The sequence below is a fragment of the Pedobacter nutrimenti genome (genome assembly GCF_032678445.1).
GTDB lineage: Bacteria > Bacteroidota > Bacteroidia > Sphingobacteriales > Sphingobacteriaceae > Pedobacter > Pedobacter nutrimenti_A.
On sequence record NZ_JAVTSQ010000011.1, the window covers coordinates 317,699 to 332,516 of the forward strand.

The 14,818-nt window shown below is 36.5% G+C and carries 20 protein-coding genes; 17 read left to right on the forward strand and 3 right to left on the reverse strand.

Features of this window, described 5'->3' with window-relative positions; translation table 11 throughout:
* Window positions 1–5 precede the first annotated feature (5 nt).
* Genes R2S08_RS21250 through R2S08_RS21260 form a run of 3 tightly spaced genes read left to right on the forward strand, consistent with a single transcriptional unit; the run spans window position 6 to window position 2,677 of the window.
* Entirely contained in the window at window positions 6–335 is a 330-nt protein-coding gene (locus R2S08_RS21250) for a DUF4369 domain-containing protein (RefSeq protein ID WP_316837027.1), read from the forward strand.
* Window positions 313–1,662, forward strand: coding sequence for a TlpA disulfide reductase family protein (locus tag R2S08_RS21255; RefSeq protein ID WP_316837028.1), 1,350 nt, complete (start codon window positions 313–315; stop codon window positions 1,660–1,662). The genes R2S08_RS21250 and R2S08_RS21255 overlap by 23 nt, the downstream gene beginning before the upstream one ends.
* A 1-nt stretch (window position 1,663) precedes the next feature.
* Entirely contained in the window at window positions 1,664–2,677 is a 1,014-nt protein-coding gene (locus R2S08_RS21260; RefSeq protein WP_316837029.1) for a TlpA disulfide reductase family protein, read from the forward strand.
* A gap of 508 nt (window positions 2,678–3,185) precedes the next feature.
* On the opposite strand, the gene R2S08_RS21265 is transcribed toward R2S08_RS21260, so the two are convergent.
* Complete coding sequence (locus R2S08_RS21265; protein ID WP_316837030.1) at window positions 3,186–4,064, reverse strand: NAD(P)H-binding protein; 879 nt, start codon at window positions 4,062–4,064, stop codon at window positions 3,186–3,188.
* An 82-nt stretch (window positions 4,065–4,146) separates the two neighbouring features.
* Here R2S08_RS21265 and R2S08_RS21270 point away from each other — a divergent pair, with 82 nt between their 5' ends.
* The 13 genes from R2S08_RS21270 to R2S08_RS21330 all read left to right on the forward strand — a co-directional run bounded on the left by R2S08_RS21270 (window position 4,147) and on the right by R2S08_RS21330 (window position 10,833).
* Window positions 4,147–4,497 (forward strand): winged helix-turn-helix transcriptional regulator, encoded by a 351-nt coding sequence (locus R2S08_RS21270; protein WP_133778499.1) that lies wholly within the window; start codon window positions 4,147–4,149, stop codon window positions 4,495–4,497.
* 265 nt (window positions 4,498–4,762) lie between these two features.
* On the forward strand, window positions 4,763–5,179 hold the full coding sequence (locus tag R2S08_RS21275) for a DoxX family membrane protein (protein WP_316837031.1): 417 nt from the start codon (window positions 4,763–4,765) through the stop codon (window positions 5,177–5,179).
* 108 nt (window positions 5,180–5,287) lie between these two features.
* Window positions 5,288–5,686, forward strand: coding sequence for a hypothetical protein (locus tag R2S08_RS21280; protein ID WP_316837032.1), 399 nt, complete (start codon window positions 5,288–5,290; stop codon window positions 5,684–5,686).
* A gap of 110 nt (window positions 5,687–5,796) precedes the next feature.
* Window positions 5,797–6,159, forward strand: coding sequence for a hypothetical protein (locus R2S08_RS21285; RefSeq protein WP_316837033.1), 363 nt, complete (start codon window positions 5,797–5,799; stop codon window positions 6,157–6,159).
* Between the two features lie 48 nt (window positions 6,160–6,207).
* Window positions 6,208–6,516 carry a hypothetical protein gene (locus R2S08_RS21290; RefSeq protein WP_316837034.1) on the forward strand — a complete coding sequence of 103 codons (309 nt, stop codon included), beginning with the start codon at window positions 6,208–6,210 and terminating at the stop codon, window positions 6,514–6,516.
* A gap of 371 nt (window positions 6,517–6,887) precedes the next feature.
* Window positions 6,888–7,421 carry a hypothetical protein gene (locus R2S08_RS21295; protein ID WP_316837035.1) on the forward strand — a complete coding sequence of 178 codons (534 nt, stop codon included), beginning with the start codon at window positions 6,888–6,890 and terminating at the stop codon, window positions 7,419–7,421.
* Window positions 7,422–7,506: 85 nt separating this feature from the next.
* Window positions 7,507–7,824 (forward strand): hypothetical protein, encoded by a 318-nt coding sequence (locus R2S08_RS21300; protein WP_316837036.1) that lies wholly within the window; start codon window positions 7,507–7,509, stop codon window positions 7,822–7,824.
* Window positions 7,825–7,859: 35 nt separating this feature from the next.
* The gene (locus R2S08_RS21305) at window positions 7,860–8,270 is read left to right on the forward strand and encodes a hypothetical protein (protein ID WP_316837037.1); all 411 of its coding nucleotides are present in this window, start codon (window positions 7,860–7,862) and stop codon (window positions 8,268–8,270) included.
* 56 nt (window positions 8,271–8,326) lie between these two features.
* A complete protein-coding gene (locus tag R2S08_RS21310; protein WP_316837038.1) occupies window positions 8,327–8,710 on the forward strand; it encodes a hypothetical protein in 384 nt (127 codons plus the stop codon).
* A 97-nt stretch (window positions 8,711–8,807) separates the two neighbouring features.
* Window positions 8,808–9,236, forward strand: coding sequence for a DUF4279 domain-containing protein (locus tag R2S08_RS21315; protein WP_316837039.1), 429 nt, complete (start codon window positions 8,808–8,810; stop codon window positions 9,234–9,236).
* Window positions 9,237–9,395: 159 nt separating this feature from the next.
* Window positions 9,396–10,145 (forward strand): hypothetical protein, encoded by a 750-nt coding sequence (locus R2S08_RS21320; protein WP_316837040.1) that lies wholly within the window; start codon window positions 9,396–9,398, stop codon window positions 10,143–10,145.
* A gap of 36 nt (window positions 10,146–10,181) precedes the next feature.
* Window positions 10,182–10,523, forward strand: a complete 342-nt coding sequence (locus tag R2S08_RS21325) for a hypothetical protein (protein ID WP_316837041.1) — start codon at window positions 10,182–10,184, stop codon at window positions 10,521–10,523.
* A gap of 49 nt (window positions 10,524–10,572) precedes the next feature.
* On the forward strand, window positions 10,573–10,833 hold the full coding sequence (locus R2S08_RS21330; protein WP_316837042.1) for a hypothetical protein: 261 nt from the start codon (window positions 10,573–10,575) through the stop codon (window positions 10,831–10,833).
* 310 nt (window positions 10,834–11,143) lie between these two features.
* Here the strand turns inward: R2S08_RS21330 and R2S08_RS21335 are convergent, their stop codons facing one another.
* The gene (locus tag R2S08_RS21335) at window positions 11,144–11,821 is read right to left on the reverse strand and encodes a winged helix-turn-helix domain-containing protein (RefSeq protein WP_316837043.1); all 678 of its coding nucleotides are present in this window, start codon (window positions 11,819–11,821) and stop codon (window positions 11,144–11,146) included.
* Between the two features lie 96 nt (window positions 11,822–11,917).
* Here R2S08_RS21335 and R2S08_RS21340 point away from each other — a divergent pair, with 96 nt between their 5' ends.
* The gene (locus R2S08_RS21340) at window positions 11,918–13,237 is read left to right on the forward strand and encodes an alpha/beta fold hydrolase (RefSeq protein ID WP_316837044.1); all 1,320 of its coding nucleotides are present in this window, start codon (window positions 11,918–11,920) and stop codon (window positions 13,235–13,237) included.
* 255 nt (window positions 13,238–13,492) lie between these two features.
* Here the strand turns inward: R2S08_RS21340 and R2S08_RS21345 are convergent, their stop codons facing one another.
* Complete coding sequence (locus R2S08_RS21345; RefSeq protein ID WP_316837045.1) at window positions 13,493–14,818, reverse strand: SWIM zinc finger family protein; 1,326 nt, start codon at window positions 14,816–14,818, stop codon at window positions 13,493–13,495.

A 14,818-nucleotide genomic window follows, 5' to 3' on the forward strand; every position in this document is an offset into this window, starting at 1 on the left:
TAAAGATGACACACCTTTTGATTTGTATGCTGCTCCTGGCGGCCTTGTTGCTTGCTGCGGCAAAGGCTCCCTTAAAACTATTCCTACTCACAGGTAATGTGTGTGGTAGAAACGGACAGCGCGTTTCCTTAATTGATGATAAAGTTGGGCAATCAAGGCAAGTACTCAGCACAGTAACAATACAGAATGACCAGTTTCGCCTCTCTTGTAATGTAGAACAGAAAACCACGGTCTATCTGGTTTTTCACGAAGAAAAGGAGCGTAAAAGCTATCCGCTGATGTTGAAAGAAGGCCACTTTAATTTTTGTGCGGATGAAGATATACTTAATGGTTAAGACGATGAAAATGAAGATTTTGTTTACAGTTATAGGAAGCATGTTTTTGCTACATGCCTCTGCCCAACAATACGAGGCCTTAAAAATACCATCGGATCCTGTCTCGGGGAAAAGATCAATACTGACCTACAAGGCAGAAAGTACATTGCTTTCTGCCCAAGAGGTTTTATTGGCGACGGTTTATTTTTATAGTAGATCTAAACAAACAGGTGAAGAGAAGGTGGGCCTGGTAAAAAAGAAAGACACCTGGAACGGGGCATTCAAAATACCTGACAGTACCGTTCTGCTAAGCTTTGTATTTAGTACAGCAGATGGAAAGCTTATAGATAACAATCATAATAAGGGTTATCTGATCCCTGTTTATGAAAAAGGGAAACCCGGAGCATTTTCTTATGCAAGCATGGCAGCCATACTTGGCGGCGGACCACCGGATGCCGCAGGGTTAAAAAAAGACCAGAAACAGGCGTTGGTTTTTATGAAGGAGGAAATGCGTGTTCACCCCGAAAGCGAAGCCAAACTTAGATCGTCATTTTATAATATGCTGGCCAATTCTCCAGAGCGGGAGGATAAAGTCGAGTTGTTGAAAAAGTTGAATGAGCTTAAAAGTGATAAAGAGGAAGACTTGATGATGGCCCAGCTTTATCTGTCCTATTTTGGAGGAAAAAGACAGGCAGACTCTCTGGATCGTTTGCTTATCGAGAAATTCCCTAACGGTAATTATATGAAGACAAAAAACAGGCAGGCAGAAGGTGCGGCTCATAAAATGACATCTGAATCGCCTAAAGTCAGTTCTCAGGAGAATAGTATAAATAAGGCCGATATTCTTAAAAATGTACAGGAAAACCAGGTTGATGAACCTTTAAGTCCTTTAACACTTAAAGATCTTAAAGGCAATACGGTAAGTATTGGGACGGGAGCGGGCAGTGGAAAGGTGATTGTGCTTGATTTCTGGGCAACCTGGTGTAAACCCTGTATTGCATCTTTCCCTGCTATGCAGAAAGTAATGGAACAATACAGGAACAACTCATCGGTACAGTTTTTCTTCATTTGTACCATGGAACAGGGGGATGCGATAAAGAACGCTAATGCATTTATGTCTAAAAATGCCTATCCGTTTACAGTATTGATAGATGAAAAGACTGACGATATGAATTTATATAAGGCCTATACAGGGTGTAAAGCAGAGGGAGGGATACCTTATAAACTGATTATAGATGGAAAAGGGCACGTAAGATCTAGAAAAGTAGGGTTTTCAGGAAATGAGGAGGAATTAATAACAGAATTATCGGCCATGATTGATATGGCCTTAAAATCAAATAAACAATAAAATGAATCCAAGAAAAATAATAATTATCGCGGTGGCTGCATTCGTTAATGTGGTGTTCTTTTGTGGTGTACAGCCGCAGAGGGGATTTACAGTTCGTGGTGAAATCAAAGGATTGAATAATGCTTATGTCTATCTCAACTGGCAGCAAGGGGATTCTGTTAAAATAGATTCTTTCCTGGTAAAAGATGGTAAGTTTAAATTTAAAGGACATGTAGTCGATCCTTCCCTTGCTGTGATTTTTTTAAAGAAACAAAGGCCTGTACGGTTTTATCTGGAAAATACGGCTATCGAAATGACAGGTAGAGCAGATTCAATGTCACGGCTCAGTATAAAAGGTTCTGCAACACAAAGTGAATTTGAAGCCTATAATCGACGGATTGAGGGAATTAAAAATGGAGATCAGATGATAAAGGAAACGATTTCTTTTATTGTCGATCATCCAAGGAGCTATCTGAGTATAGATAAATTGCAGGAATTTTCTGCCCGGATAGACTATGATACCCTAAATAGGTTGTTTGGTGGATTGGAATCTTCTTTAAAGGAGTCTATAGCAGGTAAGCGGTTGGAAAAACAGGTGCTTATCTATAAAAACACATCTATTGGAAGCATGGCCCCGGTATTTGATCAGCAAGATGTAAATGGTAAAAACATTTCACTTGCAGATTTAAGAGGGAAATATGTGCTTTTGGATTTCTGGGCCAGTTGGTGTGTGCCTTGCCGCCAGGAAAATCCAAATGTATTGAAGGCCTATGATAAGTTCCATGAAAAGGGACTTACCATTCTGGCAGTATCACTGGATGAGAAAGCTGAAAATTGGAAAAAAGCGATAGAAGAAGATCATATGCCATGGCTGCAGGTTTCTGACTTAAAAGGAACGGATAATGCGGCGGCTGTGCAATATGGTATTTTTAGTATTCCTTCAAATTTCCTAATTGACCCTCAAGGTAAAATCGTGGCTAAGGATTTAAGAGGTGCGAGCCTGGAAGAAAAACTGGAACAACTTTTTAAGAATTGACAAACATTAATCAAAAGTAGATCTGGTCAATCATCTTGTTTTGCTTAAAAAGCTGCTTCTATATAATAGGAGTAGCTTTTTTTAATTCAAAAAAATATGAAACTTCACGTTTTTCACAGCAATGGATTTAACGGAATTTCATCCAAATTTAAACCCTGATTTGATTCGTCTGGCATGGCTTAACAGGGTGAAAATATGTTTTCTGATCTCGCTAAACCTTACAGGTTCTGAGGCTTGATCATGAAAACATATTTTCTTGGGTGCAGACCGGGGAGGGTGGTGAACGAGAAGGCTTCTATTTCTTCAAGGGCCGTCATCTTGAGGAGGAACGACGTCATGATTTGAGGACTATTTTTAGATTCTTCGTTGTGTCTCCTCAGAATGATGCGAATGCCTGGCTCTGTTAAATTGCTGAGGTTTCCGACCCGAAACTGCCGCATCAGGCCCATGAGCAATAATATGTCGTGGCTTTTTTAAACGGCCCGTTAACTCTGATGATGCCCCAACATCAAAATTTTTGAGCAAACTCCTCAGCAAATTCTGCAAATTTGATTTTTCCAGTGACAACGGAACCTTGGTCAACCCAATCTTTTGGAATTTCTCCGTTTCGGATACCAGCACCCATCTCCTTATACAATTTTGCCATTTCTTCAGGTATACCAGCCTGTAACGCTCCTTGTAAAAATTGTTCATCAGTAAATTCAACCCAGGGAAGGTCGGGCTTGCCTATAGCTACTCCAATAATTCCTGCAATTTCAGAGGGGCTTTTTACATCACTTATGATGTATTTTACATTTTGGCCTGCAGGTGTTATTTCTAACTCTTCTGCAACTGCATATGCGATGTCTTTAGGATGCACCAATGGAATTATCGTATTGGCAAACAGGTTACCGCCCATGATACCCATTCCTTTAATCATTGGAATATCATTGTAATAATTGGTGTAAAAGTAACCCGCTCTAAGATAGGTAATCGAGACCTCTTCTATTTGATGGAACAATTGTTCGATACGGTGAAGTCCGATAATAGGGCCGGTACCTTGAGCTAAATCTGCTCCTATACTGCTCAGCATCACCACACGTTTTACTCCAGATTCTGTTATTGCAGTAACAAAAGCCTTTCCAGCTTCCGCCATGTTGGCAATAACATTACTGCCACCCATATTAGGAGGAGTCATAGTGAATACAGCATCTGCACCTGTAAACGCATTTTTAAGGAAAAGTGCATCACTTACCGAGCCAATACTTGCCTCGGCACCCAGAGCTTCTATATCCTGTTTGCGGTCTGAACTGCTGCTAATTACTGTGACTTGATGTCCGGCAGCTATTAATTTTTCGGTTAATGGTTTTCCTATATTGCCAAGAGAACCTGCGATTGTAATTTTCATATCTTGATTGCTTTAATAATTTATAATACAAAGCTATATTTGTACTTACTTTTATACAAGTACTTACCCCAAGGTATGTGTCATGACAGCAATCAAAGAAAATTCAACCATTCAAGAAAATAAGAGGTTTGCATTAGAACAGTGTCCGGTTACCTATGTTATGGAAAGGATAGGAGGGTACTGGAAACCCATCATATTATACCATCTCTTTTCTGGCAGCAAACGATACAGCGAGTTAAAACGTGCAATTCCTGCGATAACTGAAAAAGTACTCATACAACATCTAAAACAACTGGAAGCAGACAACCTAGTTTTGCGCGAAGCCAAAGCTGTTGTACCGCCATATGTCACTTATCGTTTAACTCCAGCCGGAGAAGACCTGGAGGTTGTTATAGACGCAATGACTTCCTGGGCATTCAAACAGAAAACTTGATGTAAGATTCAAATAACTGTCACCGATTATTTATTAGTAATGCTGGTCTACTTGATTAATCTAAGCTGGTACCTTAATAGTCAAATTGTATCTTTTAATTTTGTTTTATTAATAAGATTAAAAGATGAAACCACCATGAGCAAACACTCAAAAACGGCAATGAATATGCTCATGATAGCTTCATCTCCATTAAAAAACAAACCGAGTTTACGAGTTCATTAATACAAATGAAAACAATACACAAAGAATTAATAATTATATACTGATGAAAAAGACATTTGATATCTCGGAGCTTTATTTGCGATTCGCTCTCGGAATAGGTTTTATCCTTCCTGTAATGGATAGATTTGGTTGGCTTGGAGTTGCCGGACAGAATGGGACCGCATGGGGAAACTGGAGTAATTTCTTAAGCTATGCACATTCGTTGATGCCTTATATGAATGATTCTCTCACCAGCGTATTTGCTACTGTGGCAACAGTTGCAGAAATTGTTTTTGGTGTCATGTTTCTTATTGGTTACAAAATCAAATGGGCAGCATTTGGAAGTTTCTTGCTGACTCTTGGTTTTGCATTAAGCATGTTGTTCTTTGCAAATTATCGGGCACCTTTTAGCTATTCTGTATTTGTATGTAGTGCGGCTTCTTTGTTCCTGGCCTGCAAGATCAATTCAGATGAAAGGTGAAAATATGTTTTCTGAGCTCGCTGAATCTTTTAGGTTCTGAGGTTCGCTCATGAAAACATATTTTCTTGGGTGCAGACCGGGAAGGGTGGTGAAAGAGAAGGATATTAAATGAAAATAACATTGAGCATAAAAAGGGAATTACAACTAGATCCCGAGAAAATCGAAGAAAAAGTTGTAAAATATTTACAAAAAAAATCATATAAGATTATTGAAAATGCTGCAGGATCAATATCCTTTATTGATGACGCAAACGATAACAGGAAAAGGTATAGATCGGACTTTCATGCCAGAATTGGCGAGGGAAGATTTGGGAGTCAAGGTACCACAGTAAAATTAATATACTACACTCCAATATTGTTCCCGACATTAATGATGCTAGGATTTATAGTGATTGGGATTTATGCGCGGTCACTCGCAGCGCTTTTGGGAATTTTTATGTTTTTACCTGCATTATTTAAAATTGCTTCATTGAATGAAAATGTATTTAGTGAAATATTGGAATACTAATTTTTGTGGTGGTGTGTTAAAATTTTATATTAAATTTATTTCGCTATAACTGGTTTAAATTTATTTGTTATAAAATATATTTGATTTTCATTTAAATTGTTCTTTTAAATATGTTGCGTAAAAAAAAAGAGAGAGTAATAATAATTCTTTTTTGTTTTATTTTAGTGGTGGTATATGCCCTAGTTAGCCAAATTAGTTTTAGGAAAAAAAGCAAAAAAGAATTCCAACAATTTACACAAGCAAATATTGAGGGAAAACTAAGCTATATAAGCTATAGCAACGGTATAGTTTATATAAAAATAGAAGGTGACAAAATAAAGTATTCACTTATCCCTGTACAATTGGATGACGGTAAGTATTTTTCGTATTTTGCCAGGGTAGGAGATAGGATTGTTAAAAAATCTCAATCGGATACTCTGATGTTGTTTAAAGACCAAATAGCATATAAATATGCTATTCAGAAAGAAAAATAAGGTGGCCATTCTCTACAACTAAAATGGTATGATCTAGAGTTCCATCAAATGAAAAATAAAGCACAAATTATTATTTTAGGGATAGGTTTTGTCTTGTTTATTGGATGGAACTTCTTAATGGTGAAAAAAAAGAATAAAGAGAATTTGTCTTACAAGTTTAAAGGAATAGTCGAAAACGTAAATTATGATGTAAAAGGCATTCCTAATGTTGTAATTCTGGGAGACGAATATTATTTAAATGGCGGCTGGAATTTTGAGCATCTTATAGAAAAAGGAGATTCTTTACAGAAGAAGGAAGGCGAAATGGTCGTTAAGTTGACAAAAAGAGACCGAAAAATTTATATATTCAGAGACTAAGAATTTTTTTTAGATAAACCAGCGCTTGCGCAGGAAACAGGAACGGTGCGTGAGATAGCTGAAAAATAATGAAAAATCAGATATAGATGCATGCTAATGTGTTTTATAATGAAAAAAATAACGGTTGCCAATCTTATAAAGAACAGTTAATTCTTATGTATCAACAAGGGCTAAAGGCAACAGATCTCAAAACAACATGGATTGTTTTATTATTTATTGGATTATATTTCACGATCAATTCTGCAAAGGCTCAGGCTTATAAAATTAAATCTTTTGAGTGAGCTGCAGCAAATATAAATTTGTATTACAAGCCTTCAAGCGGGAGGTTAACCATTAGTTATTTACGGGATACCTTATTGGTAAATGACTATATGAGTGTTGACACAGTCAAGGTGTTGAATAAAGTTTTTTTACAAATTAACTATATAAAAAGGGCTGGATCTAACGAGGATGCTATGAACCAGTTATTGTTATATGTCTATAACGGAAAACTTTGCCAGGCATTGCATGTCAACACACTTAGAAGCTATGATATTAGACCAAATGAATATTCGCTCTTTAAACTTAAGGTATTATTAAAGGGGCATGATGCAAATACATATAGATTAACATTGCATGCCCACAATGAACACAGTATTAGTAGTATCCCTATGTCGAATTATAATTATAACAAGGTCGGGTTTTTAGCTTTTGATAAAAAAAATAAAGTCTTTTATAATTCCTACGAGCATATTATAGGGGATTACAAATTTCATAATTTAATAAATAGTGGTGGAATAAGTAGCGTAAAGGGCAGTCTAAAAAATGATGTTCCAGTCGTTAAAATTGAAAAGGATAATTATTATTACATTAATGGCAATTGGTACACCAAAGAAAAAAGTGATTTTTACTCTATGTTATTATAAATGCTTATTATCTCTCATCTCGAAATCAATGGAAAATCAAAGTTGAGATAAGATAAGATATATGTGAACTAAAACCAGCGGAGAGATGAAAATAGAATTGAAAACTTTTCTGGTAATATTTAGTATACTATGTGTATTATTCTTTGGGTTCTTATTGTTTTCTGCAAAAAGAAATTTCGAGAAAAATATAGCTTATGAATTTTCAGGGGTAGTTGCTACTGTCAGCTATGATTCAAAGGGTATACCAACGATTATTATCGACAAAAAGGAATACTATTTATCTGCGGGATATAATTTTAATTTTTATATTGAAAAGGGATATGTGTTAAAAAAGAAAAAGGGATCTACTACTTATACCTTAATCAAACAAAAGACTGGAAAAATAATATCGTTTAATAATTAATAGTACTAAAAGAACGCTTCTTGATATCACATTAAATGAAATTAAAATTTAAAGCACATCAGCTTGTAGACCTCCCTATCGGTACAGTATCAGAAAAGACGGTAGGGTACCTAAAAGAGAAAGATTATAATATCATAAAGCAATCAGCTGCTGCTATTTTATTTGATGGTCAGCTTACAAGTTGGAAGTTGGTTTCAAACTTTACCTATTATAGTAAAATGGATGAAGGTAGATTCGATCTTACCGAGCAAAGCGATCAAACGGAGGTGTGCTTAACCTATAGTTTGTCGATAACCTTTGAGCTAATTCAATTGTTATTGATAATTTTTGCGAGCATTTATATGGGGTATGAGCTGTTATTCTTAGCTGTCATTTTTATTTTAAATTTTATATTTAAAGTTCTAAATATTCGTAACAATCTTATTGGGAATATATTAAGTGCATAGTAGTTCTTTAGACAAGTTTGTAGGAAATATGATTGAAGTATAAAGAAAGCCGAAAAATGATAGAATTTAAGAACAACGTACAAAGGGAACTTCCTTATGATAGACTTCAATACATTGAATTCCTCTATGACGATCTGGATTCACCAAAATGGCATGGAGTTTCATTTCAACTGAATAAGGAGGACAAAGAAATAAGTTTAATAGAATTTATTGAAAGATATCAAGATTGGTTTAAAAATATAATATCTACCCTTGACAACGGTTCAATCTGGATTGTAAACCACGATAAGAGTGACTTGGATTGGTTTCCCAATGAGGAAAATAACCTAACTTCTATCCGAACCTTGTTTAAGCAAAATGGTATTCCCAATACATTTAAAGGAGCTTTAATTTTTACGAAGAGTGATTTGCTGAAATTTTCTAAAGATGAAAGAATATAGAGGCACTTCTCTATGATAGATTGTGGTACGTTTAGGATATTTTGAGCCATGAGAAATATTATCCGAGATAAATAGCTATAAAATAAAATACGTTGATATGAAAAATGAAATTATAGTGCGTTTTGGGATACATGATTTTAATGATATCACTCATAGCGAAATAACTGAACTATTAAGTGGTATACAACCGGATATAATCCATGTGAAAGGTGAGAAAAGAAATCCAAAAAAAATAGATTCACCATTAATAAAGAAAAATAGCTGGATATTAGGCTCTGGTTTAAGTAAGTATTCTCCATTTGAAGATCAAATGGAATCCTTGTTGGATATCATAGAATCTAACATTGATCGCTTTAAAATATTATGTGATAGGTATTACTGTGAATTTTCTTGTGCTTTATTTGTTTATGCTAAGAATGATGAGAGTACTCCCTGGGTACATTTAAATTCGCGTTATAATGAATTAGTAAAGAAGCTTAATGTTGAGTTTGATGTTGATTTATATGTTTTTCACAATGAAGAATAATAAAATCTCTGATACTAAGTATACTGAACCATTAGTCTGGAACATGTATTTTATTAAGGATTCACTCGTTAATTACAGCACTCCAAAAAAAAAGTAATATATTAAAATCTGTATTCCATAAAATGTCAGTTAAACAACTATTCCATTTTCAGAATAATCATGAAAAGAAGAAGCAACCGACTATTAATTCACATTTATTGGGGACATGACAATGTCCCAGAGGCTGAGGAAATAAAAATGTTAGCACAATACGTGTCTAATTTATTTACTTTCTATTTACCAGTTATAAATACCCAATTGAAAAAGATCGTAATTGAGTTTGACCTTGATTCCAGTTTGTCGACTATAGATTATTTGATTGATTCTAAGATTATGACTGTTTATAAGAGTTTTGATTTTTCGAACTGGCAAAGAGAAGAAAATAAACTACAATCGATGTTTAATCTAGCTAGTGAGTCGTTGAAAGCTGCATTCGAAGAGTTGGGAATTCCTTCAATATTAATTGTAGAGACTGTAGAAGAAATAGAAAGAAATGGGCTTGAGCTAAATGTTGAGATATGTAAAACACCGATTTTTAATAAAGAAAAGAAAATACGGGCTATATTATTAGCTGAATATAAAATAGATTATGTCATAATTGTTCTGATATTTTATTTCAATAATGGTGATAGCAGACGTGTTCCTTTATTTAAAACATTTCCCCACTATTTCATTTATGACCAACTTATAAAAAAGTTAAAATGGATAAATAACAATAAAGTTGAAATTGAAAATAATTCGGGAGAACTCAAAATTAATGTTGAAGTTAATGGAAAGGTTATTCCCATTTATGAACCCAAAGACAGAGATGTCGATGGCATTATTGAGGAAATTAAATTTCTTACAAAAGAAGCCTATTTCAAAGTGTAAGGTAGGGTCTTAAAACTATTCAAAAAATTCTTTCAAATGAAAACAATATGTGTTCCCAAGGATTCAATAGCTCAAACTCATTTAGATTTTGGCGAAAGCCAACCTGGTGAATTAATAGAGTTAAGTATTGAAGACAAAACCATTAATAATCTTCTGAGGTTTGGCTTTTTTGATTCAATAAATAAATTAGCGAATTCTAATATTGACAATTTCGAAGATGAAAGCATAACAGAAAAGCATCAACTAATGAAAGTATTAAATAGCAGCTTATTTAATAAGAAATTATATGATGAGGAACTTCATCAGGTAGTTGATGTTATTAGGGATTTATTTAATAAGGCAATAGTTTATGGTACAGGGGTTTATTTCTATTTTTAAATGGACAGGCTCCAAAGTAATACCTGTACAACCCTAAATAAGAACAAATATGAAAAAATTTCCATTACTAAAGAATAGACAGGTGGCTCTGTTAAGAGCAGATATAAATACAGGAACTGTATTGGATAAGAATTATATTTATGCAACTACACCAAATCAAGAGGTTTTTGCTGTTTTTGACAATATAGATTTGGCTATAGAGTTTGCAAAATCGATTATAATGGAACGGAACGATATTGAATGTGGAATATACGGAAACGATCCAGTGGCACTTTTAATTTTGGATAGGTATAATATAAGTTCTTATTGACCAATGGAGTTTCATTCAATCAAATATTAAGATTATCGTTTGTCAAAGCCTGGGTCGTGGGGATAATTCACTTTCTGATGCTTGCCATTTCTGTTGTAGCTATTACATCAATTCAGTAGGTGACTGTCCTATAATGTGGGTTTTAATATCATATTTTGTGGTTTTGCGCAGAAAATCGGAGTGTGGCGCGCGTTCTTCCATGAATTGGAAGAACTAAGGGGAGAGTATTAGAGCGCTTCGATTTCCTGAATCGAAAGTTTGGTGGTCTTGATTTCTTTCCGCAGGTGATTATAAGAAGTAAAACAGCCGCTTAGTTAAATTCTAAACCGAGTTGTTCAAATAATTCTTTCTTTCCTTTAAAAGTAATTTGCAAAGCCCGTGAATTTTCTGTCCGTCGCATCAGGTCTTCCTTTAATAATTTTTGAAGCAGGGATGAACCGAGTGAACCCGCGAGATGAAATCTGCGTTCTGTCCAGTCAAGACACGGTTTTGCGATTGTTCGTTTTTGGGAGTTAAATAACCTGGTGTCTATCCCAATTCTTTCAAAGAATATAATACCCGCAGGGGTTATTTCAAAACGATCAGGAAAAGATTTCAGGTAATCCTTTTTAATCAATTGGTCAGTAATCGCTACACCTACCTTTCCGGCAAGATGATCATAACAGCTTCGGCAGTAACTGACGGGATCATTACGTAGTGTAACATTTTTTTTTAATTCGGGTGCGGGCACAAGTGCGCCCATTGCTTCAATAGCATATGCAACTTCCATACGGGAATAGCTATAGTAACGATGTCGACCCTGGCAAGATACTTTCAAAATATCAGCATCCGTTAGCTTACTTAAATGCATGCTGATATTTGGCCGCGAAAGATCGGCAAATATTGAAAGTTCGGTGGCCGTATAAGCCCTGCCGTCTAGTAATGCCCAGAGTATTTTTACCCTTGATGGGTCACCGATTAATGCAGCTACCCGTTCGAGTTCCTTCATATCCATAGCTCAAATATAGTGTAGTAGTTTTATTCATAGTTCATCAGAGAATGAACTGTGAATAAATAATTGCTTTCATCTTTGAAAAAAAATCTGATGAAGAACTTTGAGACCATTCTGATTGAAAGCCATATACCAGGCCTGGAAATAAGCCTTTTGCATTTACCTGCAAAAACGATAACTGGGCAGTTGCCTGTCCTTTTTATACATGGTTTATCCTTCCCCTCGGAACTTTCTTTTGGCTTCCGTATGAGTGGAATGTCATGGATGGACGATCTTGCACAACGCAATTTCGATAGTTATGCGATTGATCTGTTAGGTTATGGTCACGCTGACCGCTATCCACAGATTGCAAACTCGCAAGTAAACGGCAAACCTCCGGGCACGGCAGATGAAGTTTATAAAGATGTCGATAAAGCCGTGGCTTATATCTTGACCAAAACAGGTGCTAAGCAACTGATCCTTATCGGACACTCCTGGGGTGGTTCGGTCGCTATGCTGTATGCTGAAAAGCACCCTGAAAATATTGCAAAATTGACACTCTTTGCACCGATAACTTTAGGGAGAGCTGCCGGTAAACCCAGAAATATTACGATAGCTTATGAACGTATGACACCGGATGAGCGGGTTGACGCCATGAAAGACCTTACACCGACTGGCGAGACTTCAAGACTCGAACCGGAAATATTTAAAGAATGGAAAAGTATATGGTTAAATTCGGATGCGAAGGTAAAAAAGACAGATCCCGAAAATGTATATTTTCCGGCAGGGCCCTTACAGGATCTGGAAAACCTGGAACATGGCATAAGTTATTACGATCCGTCCAAGATTAAGTGCCCGGTACTCGTTATACGAGGCGATTGGGATAATTATCCAAATGATCAGGATGCGCTTGATCTGCTCGATTCTATGACCAGTTCGCCTGATAAGCATTATGTAATTATCGGACGGGGTACGCATGTATTGCACCTGGAGCAAAGCAGGCACCGATTATATGGGGAAGTTGGCAATTTTATTTCCGAGAGTAATGGCCGCACGGGCAAAGTTTTCCATAGCATTGCGGTTATTTTTGAAGTGATACCAAATGATGGAAAAAAAGAGGAATACCTGGACATTGCCGCCAAACTTAACCCTGAATTGAAAAATATAGACGGATTTATATCTATAGAGCGGTTTCAAAGTCTAATCAATCCGGAAAAGATTTTATCATTGTCATTTTGGCGGGATGAAAAGGCAATATTAGCCTGGCGTGACCTTGAACTGCATCGGGAAGCCCAGGAAGAAGGTAGAAACGGTATTTTTAAAGATTATCACTTGCGTATAGCCGATGTCGTAAGGGATTATGGTCAGTTTGACCGAAAGGAAGCCCCCTCGGATAGTCGTGCTTATCATCAACGAAATTTGGGCCAAAGGTAGATGTATGTAGGGAAATAAAAAATGAAACACTTAAAACAATAGTAAAGAGATCTTTTTTCATTTTGGCAGTAGGTTGATATTCGAAATTACGTATTCTGCGGGTTATCTTTGAAAAATTTGGTTAAAACGGCTATATAGCTTTGGAGAAAAATAGGATTTATGGTCTCTCTGGACCTTACAGGCCCTGAGGTTCGACCATTAAATCCTATTTTCTTGGGTGCAGACCGGGGTGGGTGCATTATATATAATGGGTTATTAAACTGCCATTTTTAGTGCGAGTACATGTTTGCAAATTCCTCTTTTACCTTGATATGCTGTAAACCATTCGCATGTACATCTGTAGCCGTTATGATCGATTACTACTTTGTGTACTACGCCTGAACCTTTTACATTTGCTTCTACATATCCGTCCCTTTTTTCTACGATGGTAACATCTGAATTTTCAATCAGTTTTTTTGCGTTTTTAAGCCTTGGATTTAAGCTCAGAATTCTTTCTGTTTTAAACGGTAACTGTCTGTAAAAATGACTTCTGGCTGTTACGTCATACCCCAGCAAGCCGATAGAGGACAGGCTTGATGTCAATTGATCCATTGTACCAAAATCAACGTCATGTTCAATGGATAGCAGGGTTGGATCAAAGGTTTCGTTTGATTTTAGTAGGCTATTCAATCCATACATCCATTCCACCGGCAGGTTTTCGGTCATGTGTTCCAGGGCTTTTCCTTCACCTGAAAATCCGCGGTAAGCATCTGGAGAAAATGCCATAAGCAATTGCATTTTACCAAATTCACATACTACTGCACAGGTTTCGCGGTCTGCAGATTCATAAACAAAGATTTTCTCTACTATAGCCAGGATTCCGTCGAGTAAGCGCAGTCTGTGTATTCCGCCAATACGTACACCATCGGCAGTTGCCAGGGTTGAAAACATGAATTTGCCTGCTCTTTTTGTAATAAAGAAATCTCCTTTCACATTGCCTTTGGGAAGGGTTTGGAAAAGTTGTATGGTCTGAATTTTATTGAGCTCAAACTTAAGGTCCATATCCGCCAGGTAAAGCTGTACACTTGTTAATCCTTTTATCCAGCGCATGGGTAAATTGACCTTCTTCTCTGTTACTTTAGTGTTGGCTGTGATCACCTGCATGTCTTGCTGACCAACAGCGAGTGTTACTTTTTCATTTTTCTGGATACTGTTCAGTGCATTGAGCATCGGGTCGTTAAAGTCAACATTTGTTGTGCCGCTGGCTATAAATTCACCGTCGATCGCTTCGGGCTTCATGTCGAGCCTTACATAAACGCCGTTACAGGAAGAGAAGCCTTCAAAGCGGATTCGTTCTGTTCCTGCTGAAACAATGGGGTCTCGCAGACTGGGTGGGATAGGTCCAAAGCTTGAGCGCACTACCTTGGCGATTGTACTCCAGCATTTCGCGGTTACATAGGGATCGGTTAAACTGCCCCAGAAAAAACAGGGGATATTGTTTACGGTTTCAATTTCTGTTTGATGGGCCAGTACGAGGCTGCTTATACCTTTTGATTTTGTATAGGTCGAAATGCCTTTATATTGAATTTGTAAGTCTGTCAT

Coding starts and splice junctions, on each gene's coding strand:
- R2S08_RS21305 (WP_316837037.1), top strand. CDS start 7,860: ATGAAATTAAAATTTAAAGCACATCAGCTTGTAGACCTCCCTATCGGT.
- R2S08_RS21280 (WP_316837032.1), top strand. CDS start 5,288: ATGAAAATAACATTGAGCATAAAAAGGGAATTACAACTAGATCCCGAG.
- R2S08_RS21265 (WP_316837030.1), bottom strand. CDS start 4,064: ATGAAAATTACAATCGCAGGTTCTCTTGGCAATATAGGAAAACCATTA.
- R2S08_RS21300 (WP_316837036.1), top strand. CDS start 7,507: ATGAAAATAGAATTGAAAACTTTTCTGGTAATATTTAGTATACTATGT.
- R2S08_RS21345 (WP_316837045.1), bottom strand. CDS start 14,818: ATGACAGACTTACAAATTCAATATAAAGGCATTTCGACCTATACAAAA.
- R2S08_RS21290 (WP_316837034.1), top strand. CDS start 6,208: ATGAAAAATAAAGCACAAATTATTATTTTAGGGATAGGTTTTGTCTTG.
- R2S08_RS21295 (WP_316837035.1), top strand. CDS start 6,888: ATGAGTGTTGACACAGTCAAGGTGTTGAATAAAGTTTTTTTACAAATT.
- R2S08_RS21320 (WP_316837040.1), top strand. CDS start 9,396: ATGAAAAGAAGAAGCAACCGACTATTAATTCACATTTATTGGGGACAT.
- R2S08_RS21275 (WP_316837031.1), top strand. CDS start 4,763: ATGAAAAAGACATTTGATATCTCGGAGCTTTATTTGCGATTCGCTCTC.
- R2S08_RS21285 (WP_316837033.1), top strand. CDS start 5,797: ATGTTGCGTAAAAAAAAAGAGAGAGTAATAATAATTCTTTTTTGTTTT.
- R2S08_RS21255 (WP_316837028.1), top strand. CDS start 313: ATGAAGATATACTTAATGGTTAAGACGATGAAAATGAAGATTTTGTTT.
- R2S08_RS21250 (WP_316837027.1), top strand. CDS start 6: ATGACACACCTTTTGATTTGTATGCTGCTCCTGGCGGCCTTGTTGCTT.
- R2S08_RS21340 (WP_316837044.1), top strand. CDS start 11,918: ATGAAGAACTTTGAGACCATTCTGATTGAAAGCCATATACCAGGCCTG.
- R2S08_RS21315 (WP_316837039.1), top strand. CDS start 8,808: ATGAAAAATGAAATTATAGTGCGTTTTGGGATACATGATTTTAATGAT.
- R2S08_RS21310 (WP_316837038.1), top strand. CDS start 8,327: ATGATAGAATTTAAGAACAACGTACAAAGGGAACTTCCTTATGATAGA.
- R2S08_RS21330 (WP_316837042.1), top strand. CDS start 10,573: ATGAAAAAATTTCCATTACTAAAGAATAGACAGGTGGCTCTGTTAAGA.
- R2S08_RS21335 (WP_316837043.1), bottom strand. CDS start 11,821: ATGAAGGAACTCGAACGGGTAGCTGCATTAATCGGTGACCCATCAAGG.
- R2S08_RS21260 (WP_316837029.1), top strand. CDS start 1,664: ATGAATCCAAGAAAAATAATAATTATCGCGGTGGCTGCATTCGTTAAT.
- R2S08_RS21270 (WP_133778499.1), top strand. CDS start 4,147: ATGACAGCAATCAAAGAAAATTCAACCATTCAAGAAAATAAGAGGTTT.
- R2S08_RS21325 (WP_316837041.1), top strand. CDS start 10,182: ATGAAAACAATATGTGTTCCCAAGGATTCAATAGCTCAAACTCATTTA.